The organism is Microbacterium longlingense, from assembly GCF_058349825.2.
This window is the reverse complement of the sequence record NZ_JBYRJA020000010.1, coordinates 1-15,712: the sequence shown is the minus strand read 5'-3', so window position 1 is coordinate 15,712 and position 15,712 is coordinate 1. Positions and strand designations below refer to the sequence as shown.

15 protein-coding genes are annotated in these 15,712 nt (G+C 68.2%); 9 read left to right on the top strand and 6 right to left on the bottom strand.

Features of this window, described 5'->3' with window-relative positions:
- The first annotated feature begins 21 nt into the window (after positions 1–21).
- The 5 genes from AC3RXY_RS13555 (at position 22) to AC3RXY_RS13535 (ending at position 3,926) form a co-directional block, all read left to right on the top strand.
- Positions 22–1,014, top strand: coding sequence for a formylglycine-generating enzyme family protein (locus AC3RXY_RS13555; protein ID WP_491511448.1), 993 nt, complete (start codon positions 22–24; stop codon positions 1,012–1,014).
- Positions 1,011–1,376: a YidH family protein gene (locus tag AC3RXY_RS13550; RefSeq protein WP_491511447.1), complete on the top strand. Its 366-nt coding sequence runs from the start codon at positions 1,011–1,013 to the stop codon at positions 1,374–1,376. The genes AC3RXY_RS13555 and AC3RXY_RS13550 overlap by 4 nt, the downstream gene beginning before the upstream one ends.
- A complete protein-coding gene (locus tag AC3RXY_RS13545; protein WP_491511446.1) occupies positions 1,373–1,729 on the top strand; it encodes a DUF202 domain-containing protein in 357 nt (118 codons plus the stop codon). Before AC3RXY_RS13550 ends, AC3RXY_RS13545 begins: the two co-directional genes overlap by 4 nt.
- Positions 1,730–2,042: 313 nt before the next feature.
- Positions 2,043–2,696 (top strand): hypothetical protein, encoded by a 654-nt coding sequence (locus AC3RXY_RS13540; RefSeq protein ID WP_491511445.1) that lies wholly within the window; start codon positions 2,043–2,045, stop codon positions 2,694–2,696.
- Positions 2,697–3,083: 387 nt separating this feature from the next.
- Positions 3,084–3,926, top strand: a complete 843-nt coding sequence (locus AC3RXY_RS13535) for an AraC family transcriptional regulator (protein ID WP_491511444.1) — start codon at positions 3,084–3,086, stop codon at positions 3,924–3,926.
- Positions 3,927–3,969: 43 nt separating this feature from the next.
- On the opposite strand, the gene AC3RXY_RS13530 is transcribed toward AC3RXY_RS13535, so the two are convergent.
- The 3 genes from AC3RXY_RS13530 to speB form a co-directional block, all read right to left on the bottom strand.
- Complete coding sequence (locus tag AC3RXY_RS13530; protein ID WP_491511508.1) at positions 3,970–5,454, bottom strand: sodium:solute symporter family protein; 1,485 nt, start codon at positions 5,452–5,454, stop codon at positions 3,970–3,972.
- Between the two features lie 86 nt (positions 5,455–5,540).
- Positions 5,541–7,157, bottom strand: coding sequence for a thiamine pyrophosphate-binding protein (locus AC3RXY_RS13525; RefSeq protein ID WP_491511443.1), 1,617 nt, complete (start codon positions 7,155–7,157; stop codon positions 5,541–5,543).
- 3 nt (positions 7,158–7,160) lie between these two features.
- Positions 7,161–8,117, bottom strand: coding sequence for an agmatinase (gene speB, locus AC3RXY_RS13520; protein ID WP_491511442.1), 957 nt, complete (start codon positions 8,115–8,117; stop codon positions 7,161–7,163).
- Between the two features lie 217 nt (positions 8,118–8,334).
- Between speB and AC3RXY_RS13515 the strand changes: the two genes are divergently transcribed.
- The gene (locus tag AC3RXY_RS13515) at positions 8,335–9,231 is read left to right on the top strand and encodes an Lrp/AsnC family transcriptional regulator (protein WP_491511441.1); all 897 of its coding nucleotides are present in this window, start codon (positions 8,335–8,337) and stop codon (positions 9,229–9,231) included.
- Positions 9,232–9,336: 105 nt separating this feature from the next.
- On the opposite strand, the gene AC3RXY_RS13510 is transcribed toward AC3RXY_RS13515, so the two are convergent.
- On the bottom strand, positions 9,337–10,503 hold the full coding sequence (locus tag AC3RXY_RS13510) for a DmpA family aminopeptidase (protein ID WP_491511440.1): 1,167 nt from the start codon (positions 10,501–10,503) through the stop codon (positions 9,337–9,339).
- A gap of 163 nt (positions 10,504–10,666) precedes the next feature.
- On the opposite strand from AC3RXY_RS13510, the gene AC3RXY_RS13505 reads away from it, so the two are divergent.
- From AC3RXY_RS13505 to AC3RXY_RS13495, 3 genes are all read left to right on the top strand, one after another.
- Positions 10,667–12,145 (top strand): APC family permease, encoded by a 1,479-nt coding sequence (locus tag AC3RXY_RS13505; RefSeq protein WP_491511439.1) that lies wholly within the window; start codon positions 10,667–10,669, stop codon positions 12,143–12,145.
- A gap of 21 nt (positions 12,146–12,166) precedes the next feature.
- The gene (locus AC3RXY_RS13500; protein ID WP_491511438.1) at positions 12,167–12,766 is read left to right on the top strand and encodes a TetR family transcriptional regulator; all 600 of its coding nucleotides are present in this window, start codon (positions 12,167–12,169) and stop codon (positions 12,764–12,766) included.
- A gap of 602 nt (positions 12,767–13,368) precedes the next feature.
- Positions 13,369–13,887 (top strand): hypothetical protein, encoded by a 519-nt coding sequence (locus tag AC3RXY_RS13495; protein ID WP_491511437.1) that lies wholly within the window; start codon positions 13,369–13,371, stop codon positions 13,885–13,887.
- 33 nt (positions 13,888–13,920) lie between these two features.
- On the opposite strand, the gene AC3RXY_RS13490 is transcribed toward AC3RXY_RS13495, so the two are convergent.
- Both AC3RXY_RS13490 and AC3RXY_RS13485 read right to left on the bottom strand, forming a co-directional pair.
- Positions 13,921–14,184 carry a hypothetical protein gene (locus AC3RXY_RS13490; protein ID WP_491511436.1) on the bottom strand — a complete coding sequence of 88 codons (264 nt, stop codon included), beginning with the start codon at positions 14,182–14,184 and terminating at the stop codon, positions 13,921–13,923.
- A 4-nt stretch (positions 14,185–14,188) separates the two neighbouring features.
- Positions 14,189–15,097 carry a hypothetical protein gene (locus AC3RXY_RS13485; protein WP_491511435.1) on the bottom strand — a complete coding sequence of 303 codons (909 nt, stop codon included), beginning with the start codon at positions 15,095–15,097 and terminating at the stop codon, positions 14,189–14,191.
- Positions 15,098–15,712 lie beyond the last annotated feature (615 nt).

Genomic DNA, 15,712 nt, shown 5'->3' with positions numbered 1-15,712 from the left:
TGTCTGAGTATGGTGGTCGAGATGGACGAAAGACATGAGCAGACCCCCCACTGCTGCGCCCCGACGGGACGCGGAGCCTTCGTGCCGCTCGGATCCGTGCGCGCTCCGGATGCGGTCTCCCCCGCCGCGCCGGAACCGTCCCGGCACCGGATCCCCCAGGCCGCGATCCCCGCCCAGACCTTCCGGATGGGAGACGCCAGGGGCGATGAGAACCGCGGTGACGGCGAGACGCCGGTGCACGCGGTCTCGCTCGACGCGTTCGAGATCGACACGACCACCGTCACCAACGACGACTTCGCCCGCTTCGTCGACGAGACCGGGTACCGCACCGAGGCGGAGGCCTTCGGCTTCTCCGCCGTCTTCCACCTCGGCCTCACGGCCCCGCGCGACGACATCGTCGGACAGCCCAGGGCAACGCCGTGGTGGTACGGCGTCCAGGGCGCGGACTGGCGGCATCCCGGCGGCGCCGGGTCTGATCTCGACGGCCTCGGCGACCATCCCGTCGTCCACGTGTCCTGGAACGACGCGAACGCCTACTGCGACTGGGCGGGCCGTGCCCTGCCCACGGAGGCGCAGTGGGAAGCGGCATCCCGCGGCGGCGTCGACGGCGCCCGCTTCCCCTGGGGCGACGATCTCGGCGGTGAGGACGGCCCGCACCACATGAACGTCTGGCAGGGGACGTTCCCGACCGTCAACACCCTCGATGACGGCTACCTCACGACCGCTCCGGTGCACTCCTACGAGCCGAACGCCTACGGCCTCTGGCAGACGGTGGGCAACGTGTGGGAGTGGTGCGCCGACTGGTGGGATCCCCGCTATTACGCGGAGTCCCCGGAGCACGAGCCACGCGGGCCCCAGACGGGAACCGTCCGGATCCTGCGGGGCGGGTCGTTCCTGTGCCATGACTCCTACTGCAACCGCTACCGCAACGCGGCGCGTTCCTCGAACACGCCAGACTCGACGATGTCCAACGCCGGCTTCCGCACGGTCTCCCTGCCCGGGGAGGCCCGATGACCGCACGGCCCCGCCGGCCGCAGTCCGTGTACTCTCGGGGGGCAGAGCCCGACGCCCGGTTCAGCCTCGCGAACGAACGCACCTTCCTCGCCTGGATCCGCACCTCGCTGGCTCTCCTCGCGGGCGGGGTCGCCCTCGAGGCCCTCGGCCTGCCGCTGCACCCCGGCCTGCGACTGGCGGCGTCGCTGCTGCTCATCGTCGCCGGCATCCTCACGCCCCTGCAGGCGTGGATCGGATGGATGCGCACAGAACGTGCGCTCCGTCTCGACCTCCCGCTGCCGTCGGCGACGCTCGCCGCCCCCACGGGCGCCGTCGTGGTCGTCGTGGGCGTCCTCATCCTCCTCGGCGTGCTGCTCGCGTGAACGAGGAGCGCTCGCGCCGCCCGTTCGACCCCGGTCTGCAGCCGGAGCGGACCGCCCTCGCCTGGCGACGGACGGGGCTGGCGCTGGCCGTGTGCGCGGCCCTGGCCGTCCGAATCCTTCCCGAGCGCCTCGGCGCCTGGGCGCTGCTGCCCGCCGGGTGCGGTCTGGCGCTGTCGGTGCTGGTGATCGTGCTCGCCCATACCCGGTACGCGACGGTGCACCGCCGGCTCACCTCGGCCCCCAGCGACCGGGTTCCGTTCGTCGACGGCGCTCTGCCGTTCCTGCTCACCATCACCGTGCTGTGCGGCGGCATCCTCTGCCTGGTCGCCACGGTGATGCTCGCGCTGCGCTGATCCGCCGGTCCGCGACACCGCCGCCATCGCGCCGGCGCGGGCCCGGCGCGCGGGCCTCCCCACCCCGAGAACGTCCTCCGGGGCATGCCGGCGTGCACGAATGCGCAGCAATAGCGTAATTTCGCGCAGCCGCTCCTCCCGAGGATGACGGTCGAGCACGGCTGCCGGAAGATGTGATCTGCGTGGCGCTCCGGCGCCCGACATCGCTGGGGGAGGCGGTGGGCAGGCGACAGCGTGCTGACCGGATCAACGCCCTGGTTAGGCACCTGCGGCATTGATTCATGCTGCAGCACACCTCACAAAGGAGATCATCATGTCGTCGAACGAACAGCCGGACGTCACCGCTCGAGAAGCCGGCGGGATCGACCGCCGGACCGTCGTGAAGGGCACCGCCTGGTCGGTGCCAATCTTCGTGGCGTCCGTCGCCGTACCCACCGCCGCGGCCACGGGACCATCCAATTATACGATCCTGTCCAACTTCGGTTCCGGCTGGTACCCGAACACGGCCTACAACCGGACCAACGGTCGGTACCAGTACGACACCGACCCCGCCACCGCGAAGTACTTCAACATCTCGGGCACCACGGCGGGCGATGTCATCTCCAACGTCGCCGTGGAGTTCACGATCACCGGCTGGCCGACGATGACCTTCACCCCGATGTCCGGCAGCAACCGGGACTGGACCACACCCCAGGTCATCGACGAGTCCGTCGTGGACGGACAGCTGACGCGGACCTACCGTTTCGAGTACACCAAGACCGTGACCGCGACGGGCAACCCGACGGTGATCCCCATCGGGTTCTTCTTCCGGAGCCAGAACATCTCCTTCCCGACGGCGAACGAGGCCTACGGAACGGTGCAGACCACCCGCTACGCGTCGGTCAACGGTCAGCCGGTCTTCGTGCGCAACGCTCCCGGCAACATCAGGAACACCAACATCCCTCTCGCGAGCGCTCCCCGCCCCTGAGCGACGGCAGGACAGGAACCTGCGCCGGCTCGGCTGTCCTTTCCGACCCCCGAACCACGTAGGACCCGGATCAACCCCGGGGCGGGTCGCCGTATGGCGGCGGCTCGTCCCGGCCACCGCAGGAGCCGGCGCGCGCAACAGCATCCGCGCCGGGCTCCTGCCCCTCCACTCAGACGCCAGAACGTCTCGAGGCGGCCGGCAGCGACGCCGACACCGTGCATGCGCTGACGCATGGCAGCGCCACAGCGCCTCGCGCGGCGTCCACGCGCCCTCGGCACGACCGACGCGTGCGGTGCTCATACAGGGAAACATGTGCAGGCAATCGGAGCAGTAGAGAACGACTTTGGCCTCTCGAGAGTCGCCATCTCGTACCCCCCGTCCCAGCGGGTGATCCCGCGAGAACTGGTGCAGTTCGGCGCCCTGACGGGATGGGAGTTCGACTGGTCGGCCGAGACTCCGCCCTACCGCGCCAATCACATCGGGTCCAGCCGCTTCACCACCCACCTCCTCGAGAGCGGGCCGGGCCGCTCGGTCCGGGTGTCGCCGGAGCAGGACGCCGCCCGGCGCATCTCGTTCGCCATCCTCAACCGCGGCCACGCGCGGATCACGGCCGACCAGGATCAGACCGAGCTCCGCTCCGGCCAGGGCGTGCGGATCGATCCGCGCGCCGATCACCTCGCCTTCGAGCTGCTCGACCACCGCAACGAGATGCTCTTCCTCCAGCTGATGTGCCGCACCAGCCCCGTCGGAGGCCCCGCCGCGAGCATGATCCGGCACTGCGAGAGCACCACGCTGCTCCGGCTCGCGTTCGTCACGCTCGCGGGCATCGCACGCGCCCCTCTCCCCGATACAGAAGAGGGCGCAGACGCCACCAGAACCCTCGCCCTCACCGCCCTGGAGATGCTGGAGGGTGCCCGGCACCTCCCGCGCAAGAACACCGAGCTGACCCTCTACGAGCGCGCGATCTGGATCATTCGCGTGCGCTGCGTCGATCCCGAGTTCAACGTGCAGGAGCTCGCCCAGCTCCTCGGCGTCTCGCCACGCACGCTCCAGGCCGTCTGCCAGAAGCACCATGTCACCCCCCTCCGACTCATTCAGAGCGCCCGGTCACGCAGGGCGGAGGAGATGCTCATCGCCCACCCGCACCTGAGCCCCGCCGAGCTCGCGCAGCGCTCCGGCTTCCGATCGGTGCGCCAGATGCAGCGCGCCGCGCGGATGGCGAGCGCCTGACGGCGGCCTCCGCGGACCGGGCGGCCCGGTCCGCGGACCGGCCTCATCGCGAGCGCGGCGGGGTCACCGTCTTGATCGCCTGCGACACGGTGGCGTTCAGCGGGTCATCGGACTGCGCAACCTCCGTGCCGTTGAGGCGCCCCTGCCAGGTGCGGAGCACCGCGGCATCGGTCGGCTTGGTGAACAGGCTGACCGCGACGTACACCACGAGGCTCAGCGCGAGGCCCACGTAGATCGGCTCATTCGCGAGCACATCGGTGAACGCCATCGTCACGAGCGTCGCCACCGTTCCCGTGCCCATCGCGGCGATCGCCCCGGCCCCCGTCGCCCGCTTCCACACGAAGCCGCCGAGGATCGGAACCAGCAGGCCGCCCACCAGAATGTCGTAGGCGATCGTGAGCGCGGCCACCACGTCGCTGAGCAGCATCGCGATCACCATGGTGATGACACCGATGACGACGACGTACAGACGGTTGGCGCGCATGTCGTGCTCTGGGTCGCCCGCTGCCGCCGTACCCCGACGGCCGAACACCCCGGCGAGAAACGGCATCACATCGGCGCGAGCGACGGTCGCGCTGGCGATCAGGGCGCCGGACGCCGTCGACATCATCGCCGCGACCGCCGCCGCCAGCACGATCCCGCTCAACCCCATCGGGAGGACGTGCTCGGCGATCGCCGCATACGCGTCGTCCGAGGCATCGAGATTGCCGATCAGCGCAGCCCCCGCTGTCCCGATGAGAGCGCCGGCGACGCCGTAGAGCACGCAGTAGATGCCGGCGGCGGTCCCGCCCCACTTGGCGACCCGCGGCGAGCGCGCGGTGAAGACGCGCTGCCAGATGTCCTGGCCGATGAGCATACCGAAGGAGTAGATCACGAAGAACGTGATGATCGTGTCGATGCCGATCCCGCCGATGTCGAAGTGCGCTGCCCCCACGGTCTCCCCGAGCCGGCTCATGATGCCCTCGTATCCCCCGGCGCTGGTCCAGGCGAACGGCAGCAGGAGGAAGAAGATCCCGACGGTCTTGATGATGAACTGCACCATGTCGGTGAGGGTGATCGACCACATGCCGCCGATCGTGGAGTACAGGATGACGATCGCGGCGCCGATCGCGATCGACACCGGCCGCGGCGTCCCGAACAGGACGTTGAAGATGGTCGCGTAGGCGATCGTCGACGTCACGGTGAGCATCAGCGTGTACATGACCATGACGATGCCGGAGGCACTGGTGGCGTTGATGCCGTAGCGCAGCTGCAGCATCTGGGCGACCGTGTACACCTTGAGGCGCTGGATCGCCCCGGCGAACAGCAGGCTGAGCAGGATGATGCCGACCGCGATGGCGACCACGAGCCACATGCCGGAGATGCCGTAGGTGAAGCCCAGCCCCACCCCGCCGACGGTCGAGGCGCCGCCGAGGACGACGGCAGCCATGGTCCCGGTGTAGAAGACCGGGCCGAGACGCCGCCCGGCGACGAGGAAGTCGCTGGAGTTCTTGGTCCTGGTCTTGCCCCAGAACCCGAACGCCAGCATGGCGACGAGATAGACGATGATGATGACGACATCGATGTTCACGATGAGCTCCTTTGCCTTCGTGGGGGTGTTCTGGGGGTCTGTGGTCAGGTCGCGGCGAACATGCGCAGCACGGCAGGGAGGACGACGACAGCCGGCCCCCGCGTGCGGAACGTCTGCGCGATCACGTCGCCGAGCGTGTCGACCGTGGCGGCGGTGGCCGGCACGCCGCACGCCTCGGCGAGCGCCACGAAGTCCGGACGGACGAGCTCCGTGGCTGTGGCCTGCCCGAAGGCCTCTGCCATGTACTCGCGCAGGATGCCGTAGCCTCCGTCGTCGACGATGAGCCAGGTCACATCGGCATCGTGCTGCCGTGCGGTGGCGAGTTCGGCGATCGAGTACATGCTCCCGCCGTCTCCGGAGACGGCGAGGGTGCGAGCGCCGGTGCCGAGCGCGGCGGCGATCGCCGCGGGGAAGGCGAATCCCAGGCCCCCTGCCCCCTGGGCGGAGTGGAAGCCTCCGTCCTGCGGATCCCACCATGACCACGCCCAGTATCCGGCGATCGTCATGTCCCAGAAGGTGTCTGTGCCGGCGGGGACCGCGTCGCGGAGCTGACGCAGCACGCTCAGCTCGGTCTGCAGATCTGCGGCACCGATGCGGGCCTCGACGCGGGAGCGGAGATCGGCGGCGATGGCCGCACCATGCTCGCGGACCCCCGGAGCAGGAGACGGCAGAGCGTCGGCGATGGCGGCCAGCGCGAGTCCTGCATCGGCGTGGATACCCCGTGACGGGTAGTTCGATCCCAGCGCGCGGGGCTCCGCGTCGATCTGGATCACCTCGCCGCGCGGGGCGAGCGTGAAGTAGTTGCTCGTGACCTCACCGAGCGTGCTGCCCACCACGAGGAGAACGTCGGCGTCCTCGAGCAGGTCTGTGGTGAAGCGGTCCTCGATCCAGCTCGCCGCAGACAGCGGATGCGTGAACGGGATGGCTCCCTTGCCGCCGACGGTGGAGACCACCGGTGCCCCGATCGCCTCGGCGACCCGCACCAGCTCCCGCTGCCCTGTGGCGGATCGACGAACGCCGCCGCCCGCGAGGATCACCGGCCGCGCGGCGCCGGCCAGCAGCCGGGCGGCCTCCGCGACGAGCTCTGCGCGCGGCGCCCGTGGCGTGATCGTCACGGCGATATCGCGCACCGGGGGAACGGTGACGGGGTCCAGCAGCACGTCCTGCGGGATCTCCACCCAGACCGGGCCGGCCGGGACCGTCTGGGCGAGCGCCCACGCGTCCGCGATCGCACTCGGGATGTGTGCGGCGTCGCGGACGACGGCGGTGCTCTTGGTGACGTTCTGCGCGCTGCGCTGCTGATCGTCGAGCTGGTGCAGCAGCCCGTTCTTGCGTGCGCCCAGACCACGCTGGGGCACCTGCGCGCTGATCACGATGATCGGCACGCACGTGGCGTATGGCTCCTGGAGCGCGCCCAGCGCGGTGAGCGCCCCCGGCCCCGTCGAGACGAACAGCACGGCCGGGCGGCCGGTGGCCCGCGCGTATCCATCGGCTTCGAAGGCGGAGTTGTTCTCCACCCGCGAGCTGACGAAGGTGAGATCACTGCGCCGGATCGCGTCGAACAGGCCCAGCGCATGCTGTCCGGGGATGCCGAAGATATGGGTGACGCCGAGCGCGGCCAGCGTCTCGACCACGACGTCGCCGCCGTTGCGGGAGGGCATGACTCAGGCCCTCGCGGTGTCGATCTGGGCGGCGAGGAGGCTCACCAGCTCGTAGACGACATGGCTGGCCGCGATGCCGGTCATCTGCGCGTGATCGTATGCCGGGGAGACCTCCACGACGTCGGCGCCGACGATGTTCCGCCCGGCGAGCGCGCGCAGGATGCGCAGCAGCTCACGGCTCGTGAGGCCGCCGGCCTCCGGCGTCCCCGTTCCGGGAGCGTGCGCCGGGTCGAGCACGTCGATGTCGATCGACACGTAGAGCGGCTTGTCGCCGACCCGCTGCAGGATCCGCTGGATGCCCGCATCGACGCCGTGCTCCTCGATGTACTCGCTCGAGACGATCGAGAACCCGAGGCGCGCATCGTCCTCGAGGTCCTGCTTGGCGTACAACGGCCCGCGAGTGCCGACGTGGCAGCTCGCGGTGAGGTCGATCAGACCCTCTTCGCTGGCACGTCGGAACGGGGTGCCGTGCGTGATCGGAGCGCCGAAATAGGTGTCCCAGGTGTCGAGGTGCGCGTCGAAGTGCAGCACGGCGACCGGCCCGTGCGCTGCGGCGGCGACGCGCAGCAGCGGCAGCGCGATGGTGTGGTCTCCGCCGATGGTGACGATCCGCTGCGCCTGCTCGCCCAGTGCGGTGACGGCACGCTCGACCTCATCGACGGCGGCGGAGATGTCGAAGGGGTTGACCGGGATGTCGCCGGCGTCCACGACCTGCGCGATCGCGAACGGCGAGACATCCTGCGCCGGGTTGTAGGGGCGCAGCAGTCGCGACGACTCCCGCACGTGCGACGGCCCGAACCGGGTGCCCGGCCGGTAGCTCACCCCGGAGTCGAACGGGATCCCGACGACGGCGATGTCGGCGCGGGGCACGTCCTCGATGCGAGGCAGGCGGGCGAAGGTCGCGAGCCCGGAGTAGCGCGGGTTCACCGAGGCGTCAATGGGGCCGACGTTCTCACTCATCAGGATGCTCCAGTTCTTCGTCGAATCTCGATGGAGATTAGGGCTCGGCCGACCAGAGCGTCAAGAGCAGAACTCCAGCAGCATGACGTGCTGACGCGGGTATTGTTCGCTTGTGTGCGCAGGATGCGCCGGAGTCGCCCCCGCATGGCGCCTGTGCCATGATTTCTGCAGGATCGGGATGTCACTTCCCGGTATCTCGGTTTTCTCGGGAGGCACCATGGATTTCGACGCCGAGCTCATCCGCGCCCTGCAGGAGGACGGGCGGATCAGCGTGCGGGCCCTCGCCGAACGCCTCGGGCACTCCCGCGCGGTCGTCGCCGACCGGCTGCGTACGATGCTCGCCGAGCGCAGCGTTCGCGTCGTCGCGGCGGTCGACCCCGCCTTCCTCGGTCAACACGTGCTCGCCCACGTCTCGATCCGCGCCGCGGGACCTGTCGAGCCGATCGCCGGCTACCTGCGCGATCGGGGCGAGACCGTGTTCGTCTCGGCCGTCGGCGGCGCGCACCAGCTGGTCACCGAGGTGCGACTGGGCTCGACGACCGAGTTGCACGATGTGCTCGAGCACATCCGGGCGGTCGATGGCGTCTCCGGCATCAGCACGGTGATCTACGCGAGCATCCTCAAGGGCCTCTACATCTCGGACTATCACGGCGACGTCACCCTCGACGAGCTGGACGAGGCCCTCATCGAGCATCTGCAGCGCGACGGGCGCGCGAGCTTCCGCGCTCTCGGCGACGCGGTGCGGCTCTCCCCCTCCGCCGTGACTGCGCGGGTGCAGAAGCTCCGCGACGCCGGTGTGATCAAGATCAGCGCGGTCGAGGGGCGCGGCCTCACCCACCGACAGCTGTCGATGGGCATCGGGCTCACCCTGGCCTCCGACGACGCGGTGATCGAGGCGCTGCGCGCCGATCGCGGCGTGGACTTCGCGGCGCGCACCCTCGGACGCTTCGACGTCGTCGCCACCCTCGTCGAGCCATCGGCGGGCGCTCTCTACGCCAGCCTGGAGCGCCTGCGGAGCATTCCCGGCGTCTCGGCGGTTGAGGGATGGCTGCACCTCGCCGTCTTCAAGGAGGACTACGCGCGCACCCTGCACCCGTCCCGTCTCAGCGTCTGAGGGCGGGCAGGGCACCGCGCGGCGGAGCCTGCCCGCCCATCCGCAGACACCCAGATACCCAGATACCCAGACGCCCAGAAGAGATCCGGCGAGGCGGAGGCGGGCTCAGCGCGCTCCGGCTTCTGCGATGACCCGCCGGATCTCGTCGTGCGGCAGGGCTGGGCTGTGGTGGCCGTCCCGTCCGGTCATGTCCTGCGCCGCGACGAGGGCGTTCCAGACGGCTTCGTCGACCGCCTCCACGACGGCGGTGAGCAAGGGATCGATCCGCCCCCAGGGGATGAAGCGCAGGCTCTCGTACCCGGCATGCTCGTCGTCAGGGAACACCGACGTCAGCGCGCCACGGTTGGCCGTGGAGAAGGCGAGCATGATGTCTCCCGAGAAGTGGCTGCCCGCGGTTCCGGTCCGGCCCAGGCCCAGCGCGCCGCGCCGCGCGAGGGCCGCGCACTGCCCGGGCAGCAGCGGTGCGTCGGTCGCGATGACCACGATCGCCGACCCGGCCCCGGCGGGCGCCGCGCGCCGCTCCTGCCCGATCCAGTCGCTCTCCCCCATCGGGTTCGGCGCTGCCGACAGCGCCCCGATCGGCACGCCCAGCAGCCGCAGCTCCTCGCGGGATCCGAAGTTCGCCTGAATCAGCACGCCCACCGTGTAGGCGTCTGCGCCGTAGCGGACGACCCGCGACGACGTGCCGGTGCCGCCCTTGAAGCCGTAGCAGTTCATCCCCGCGCCGCCCCCGACGTTGCCCTCCGCGAGCGCACCGTCGGTCGCGGCGTCCAGCGCCTGCTGGGCGTGCACGGGTGTGATGTGCCCGCCGTTGATGTCGTGCAGGTATCCGTCCCAGGTCTCGCCGACCACCGGGAGCATCCACTGCGTGGCGACCCGCGGCGCAGTCCGCGCCACCCATGCGTCGATGCCGCTGTGCACGGCCCCGACGGCATGGGAACTGGTGATGCCGATCGGCATCGACACGGAGCCAGACTCATCGATCCACGCCCGCCCCGTCAGCTCTCCGTTGCCGTTGAACGAGTGCACGGCCGCAGCGCAGGGCTCCCCCACCCCGGATCTCCCCCGGGGGAGGATCACGGTCACCCCGCTGCGCACGGCCTCGCGACCGTCCGCCTCGATCAACGTGCGATAGCCCACCGCGACGCCGGGCACATCGGTGATCGCGCCGAACCGGCCGGGCTCCCCCGCGAACGGAATCCCCAGATCCCGCGCCCGCTGCACGGCCGCTGGGCGTTGCGGTCGCGCGGCATTCCGCGTGGATGACCCCATGATGCTCCCTCCGTTATTTCATGAACGCCTGTTCAGCTTTCTAGCACTGATTCCTCAAAATAGCTTGACTTTGGCGCAAACTCGTCCTTGACTCCCTGTTCAAGTACAGCTCATCCGGCTGCATGCACCGTCGCACAAGACACCCTCGATTCCGGAGCCACAGATGTCTCAGTCGAATCCATCGCCCGCCCGTCCGCAGACAGCGCCCACCACGACCACGACGACCCTCGCCCAGCGGCGCCTCGGCGTGTGGGCGATCGTGTTCTTCGTCGTCTCCGCCGCCGCACCGCTGACCGTCGTCGCCAGCGCCGCGGCGACCGACTTCCGTCTCGCGGGAATCGGCGGCCCGGGTGCGATGCTCGCCAGCGGCATCGTGCTCATGCTGTTCGCATGCGGGTTCACCGCGATGACCCGATACGTCCGCAACACCGGCGCGTTCTACGTCTACGGCGCCCGCGGTCTCGGCAAGCCGGTGGGCATCGGGATCGTCTTCGTGACGATCTTCTCCTACGTCGCCCTGTGCATCTGCTTCTACGGGTTCGTCGGCTTCTTCGGCGAGATGACCTTCGCCGCACTGTTCGACATCCACCTGCCGTGGACGCTGTACGCCTTCCTCGCCTTTCTGATCACGAGCTTCCTCGGCTACCGCAAGATCGATGTGGGGGCGCGGGTGCTCGCCGTGCTGCTCACCGCCGAGGTCGGGATCCTGCTGATCCTGGCGATCGCGGTGCTGGTGCAGGGCGGGCCGGAGCCGATCTCCTTCGCGTCGTTCGCGCCGGAGAACGTGTTCTTCGCCGCCGGCAGCGGCGCGCTGTTCGTGTTCGGGTTCGGGGCGTATCTCGGGTTCGAGAGCACCGCCATCTACACCGAGGAGGCGAAGGACCCGCAGCGCACCGTGCCGGCGGCCACCTATATCTCCATCGGCTTCCTCGGCGCCTTCTACGCGTTCACCTTCTGGGTGCTCACCGTCGCGTTCGGCGTGGAGGGCGTGCTGCAGCTCGCGATGCAGGACGACTTCCAGGACATGGTGTTCCACGCCGGCGACGCCTATCTGGGCGCATGGGCCTCGATCACGATGCGGGTGCTCATCGTCACGAGCTTCTTCGCCTGTCTTCTGGCCTTCCACAACGCCGCGTCGCGCTATCTGTTCGCGCTCGGCCGTGAACGCCTGCTGCCTTCCTGGCTGGCGCAGACCCATCCGCAGACCCAGGCGCCGCACCACGCCAGCCTGGGGGTCTCCACCATCTCCCTCATCGCGATCATCGTCACCCTCGCCAGCGGGGCCGACCCGTTCCTCGGCTTCGCGCTGCCGGTGTACGCGATCGGGGTCGCGGGGCTAGTCTTCGCCCAGGCGGTGGCGGCTATCGCGGTGGTGGGCTTCTTCCTCCGGGATCGTCGCGGTCACAGCCCGTGGCGGGTGCTCGTCGCACCCGGCCTCGGCGCGCTCGGGCTCCTCACCGGCTTCGTCCTGATCGCCATGAACTTCGACCTGGTCACCGGGCTCACCGGGCCGGTGAACCTCGCGCTGCTCGCCCCGACACCCGTGCTCTTCCTCGCCGGCATCGTCGTCGGATTCGCCCTGAGAGCGCGTCGTCCGCAGCATTATGCTGAACTGACCACTCTCGCCCCTGCGGGCGAGTAGCGCCCGTCACGAGGAGGTCATGTGGTCGCGCAGCGCAAGCACGCCGCCCGTCGTGCGGAACTGATCTCCGCCACCCGTCGGGTCGCGGACCGCAGCGGGCTGGGCGGCACCAATGTGCGCGCGGTCGCCGCAGAGGCATCGGTGAGCGCGGGAAGCGTGCTGTACTACTTCCCGTCGTTCGACGACCTGATGTACGCCACCGTCGAGGGCGTGCTGGAGGAGATGTACGAACAACGCAGAGCCATCGCAGAGCAGGAGCCGGACCCTGCTCGGCGCCTGGTCGCGCTCGTCGCGGCCGGCGTACCCGAGGAGATCAGCGGCCACCTGCGCATGGCCTACGAGAGCATCCCCCTGCTGCGCGAGCAGCCGCAGTACCGGCCGTTGCACCGTTCGATCGTCGAGCGGCAGGTCGGCCTCTACCGGTCGACCATCGAACTCGGCGCCGCACTGGGCATGTTCCAGCCCACGGCGGAGCTCACCGTGATCGCACGCAATATCGTCGCCCTCGAAGACGCCTACGACCTGTACCCCCTCATCGGGGTGGAACTGGGCGCGCACGCCTCCCGGGCGAACATCCTCTCCTACGCACAGACCGTGCTCGGCTGCACGCTCCCGGCCTGAGGCCGGCCTGCAACGAGGTAGCCCTCGCCTGCGGGGAGGCTCCGCCGCCGGGCCGCGCTGTTCTGTTCGTGCGCCCGCTCATCTGCCGAGACGCGCCGTCCATCACGAACTCGACCTCGATTGCGCCGAGCCCGTTTCATCTGCTCGGCTGTGGGTCTTCACCCTCGACTGCGAGACGGAGAACGACGGACGGGACGAGTCCCGCGAGAGCACCGATCGCAGGCTCGTCGCGGACACCGTCCGCCGCGGTGGATCAACGGGGAGACAGGACCGACATGTCGCTCCGCATGAGCGTCCGCTGCTCTCGGTCAGTGATGCCGTCGCCCGGTGCTCCTCGACCGCCGGAGACGGGGTCCGTCGCGTCGAAGCGATCGCCGAACTTCGGATCACCCGGCCGCAGAAACACATGAGCCTGGCTCGTCATACCGTCGGGAAGACCCCGAGGCTGCGAGGGCGCCTGCCCGCGATGCTTCAGGTATCCCCGGCACGGCTCTCACGTCATCGCGTGTCGTTGTCGCGGCGCAGTGGGCTGAGCCCGTCCAGAAACATCGCACGGGCACCGCAGTCGGACCCGCAGTCCGTCGTGACTCACGGCTTCACCGGTGGCGCAGATTGAGCCGAGAGGCCTCGGCCGACCTGACAAGATCGAATGCATGACTCGATTCGGGCCTTTGCAGTCCCTCGCTCAAGCACTCATCGTCGGCGACCCAACGAGAAGCCACCTTCGACTCGAGGCAGAATGCGTCAGATACATCGTCGAAGGCCAGACCGCGGATTCGTATCAGTGGGATGAACTGAATCAGATTGACATGAGTCTTCCCTGCACATGGTTTCGCTACCCCGGAGCCATCGCCGGCCTAGCAGTGTCGCTCGTTACCCTCCTGACGCACGACACACCAGATTTCCGGTCGAAGCATGGCACAGCGAAGATGGCGCACGACGGCAGGGAAACAGTTTTGCGGATCGACACCCACCATCTCATCGGATACTGGCAAGGCGCGGTGACAGCGACGCAGCGACTGCTTGACCTCCTTGTCATCGATGTCCAGAGTCGCGCCCTGTTGAACAATCCCGAAGCGCTGGTCAAGAAAGTGGCTGCGTCCCGCAGGCGGTATCGCTGAATTACCCCAGCTTATGGCTGAGCAGCCTGCGGGTTAATCAAGCATCTTCTCGAGCGCACGCCTCTGGCGATTGACGAGCCACCAGCTGAACATGTGCCGAATCTGCAACCTTCCCAATTTGTCGAGGCTTGGCAGTCCTCGCTCGGATAGTTCTTTCGATATTTCGTCCGAATTTTCCTTGCCCAGCCGGTTGATAACGTCAAAAGCATCCTTCACCGGCGGGGAAGAAAGCGGATGAGCGTCGATCTTCTTCCTCACCCGCTCCAGCTTTCGCCTGAGAGCCGTCGAGTCTGCCATGCTGCTACCTTCCTGTGACACAAGCCAGTGCAGCGCGACCAAGACCACCCCAGATCATCCCGGAGGCGAAAGCAGCCGTGATCTGGGGGCCGCTGAGCCCCAACCCCAGCAAGCACTTGAACACCCACGGCGCGATCCACACAGGATCAGCGACAACGGGATAAGAAGTATCAGCACCAACATGGTTCACAACTTGCGTGAGCGTGCTGCCGTCGATCTCATACGCCGTTGAGATAGCACTGCCGTTGGCATCGACTGCCCATGCTGGCGCGATAGAGAGCTCCACCGAGCCATCGGAGTTCAAAATCACAACATCATCACCGAGGAAGGCGAGCCTCTGCCCCGCCTCCAAACCGACGTCGTAGGAGTACTCAGTCGGCGCGTTCCGATTCTCGATTGTCGTAAGCAACTGCACGCCGGCATCGCTCACGATCGCGACATTCGAGCTGTCCCCTCCGGGGAACGCAATAGCTCCGCCATCAAGAGCAACAGCCCCGTCGGCCTGTTCGTCAAATGGAAGGGAAACACGAATAGTCGCGCCATCTGCACCAATGATCTGGATGCCTTCTGAGGGATCCGAGGGGACCCGCACGGATCCCTCACCGATTTGAGCGCTCACACCGATCACGTTCTCTGCTTCCGTGTCGTGTGACTCCAGGAGCAGCGCAGAGCCGAGCGACTCCACCCGATTCAGTGAATATTCAATAGAATCTGCCGTCGCATCGTTCGAGGCGGCGAGAGCCGATACGGGAGTGGAGGATGCCACGGCGATGGCTACCACTCCGAGCACGGCAATGGCGGAGTATCGGAGTTGACGACCTCGGCGGATATTTGCTGATCTCATGGCAAGAATATAGCCGTCATCGCGCGAGGGATGACGAAATTCCGGAAACTCCGGGTAGATATACCCCATAGTCGAGGCACATAGATCCAATAGTCGCCGCCGGTATATCCAATAGTCGACGACAAAAGCGTTCGCGCTGCGTGCGCCCCCGAACGGTTGCTCTCGGCGCGCGGGGTGCCGTACCGTCTGAAGTCGGTTCCGACGAAGCGGGATGGCCACGCCCAGGAGGGTCGGAGGCCGCACGCGCAGCCGTGCCCATCGGGCTCGGCAGCCCCGAAAGTGGTCGCTCTCTCGAGCCGGTGAAGAGCATCTCGTGCGGGCACGCGAGTGAAGGTTTCAGAGTCCGGTGGGAACGTCATGGAACGCGTAAGCGCGAACGTCGGTGCGGTTTGAGCGGCACGTCAACCTGCTCGTCTGTCAGAACCGGGACACCAGTGCTGCGCGCCCGGATGAATCGGAGTCAAGGGCGGCACATTCGCTTCCGGCGACCTGGCGCGTGCCGTGCGGTGGCGCGCGATCAGATCGTCCTCTGTCCCGGGCGGGGACCTGGTGCGCTCCCGCGACGCGACCGTGCCACTGCTCGACATCATGTGGTCGTTCCTGCCGCGGGTTATAGGCAAGAAAGAGTGGATGGGATCTGGCTCTGGCCGCGGAATGACGCGGTGATTCGGGGATCGGTATGGT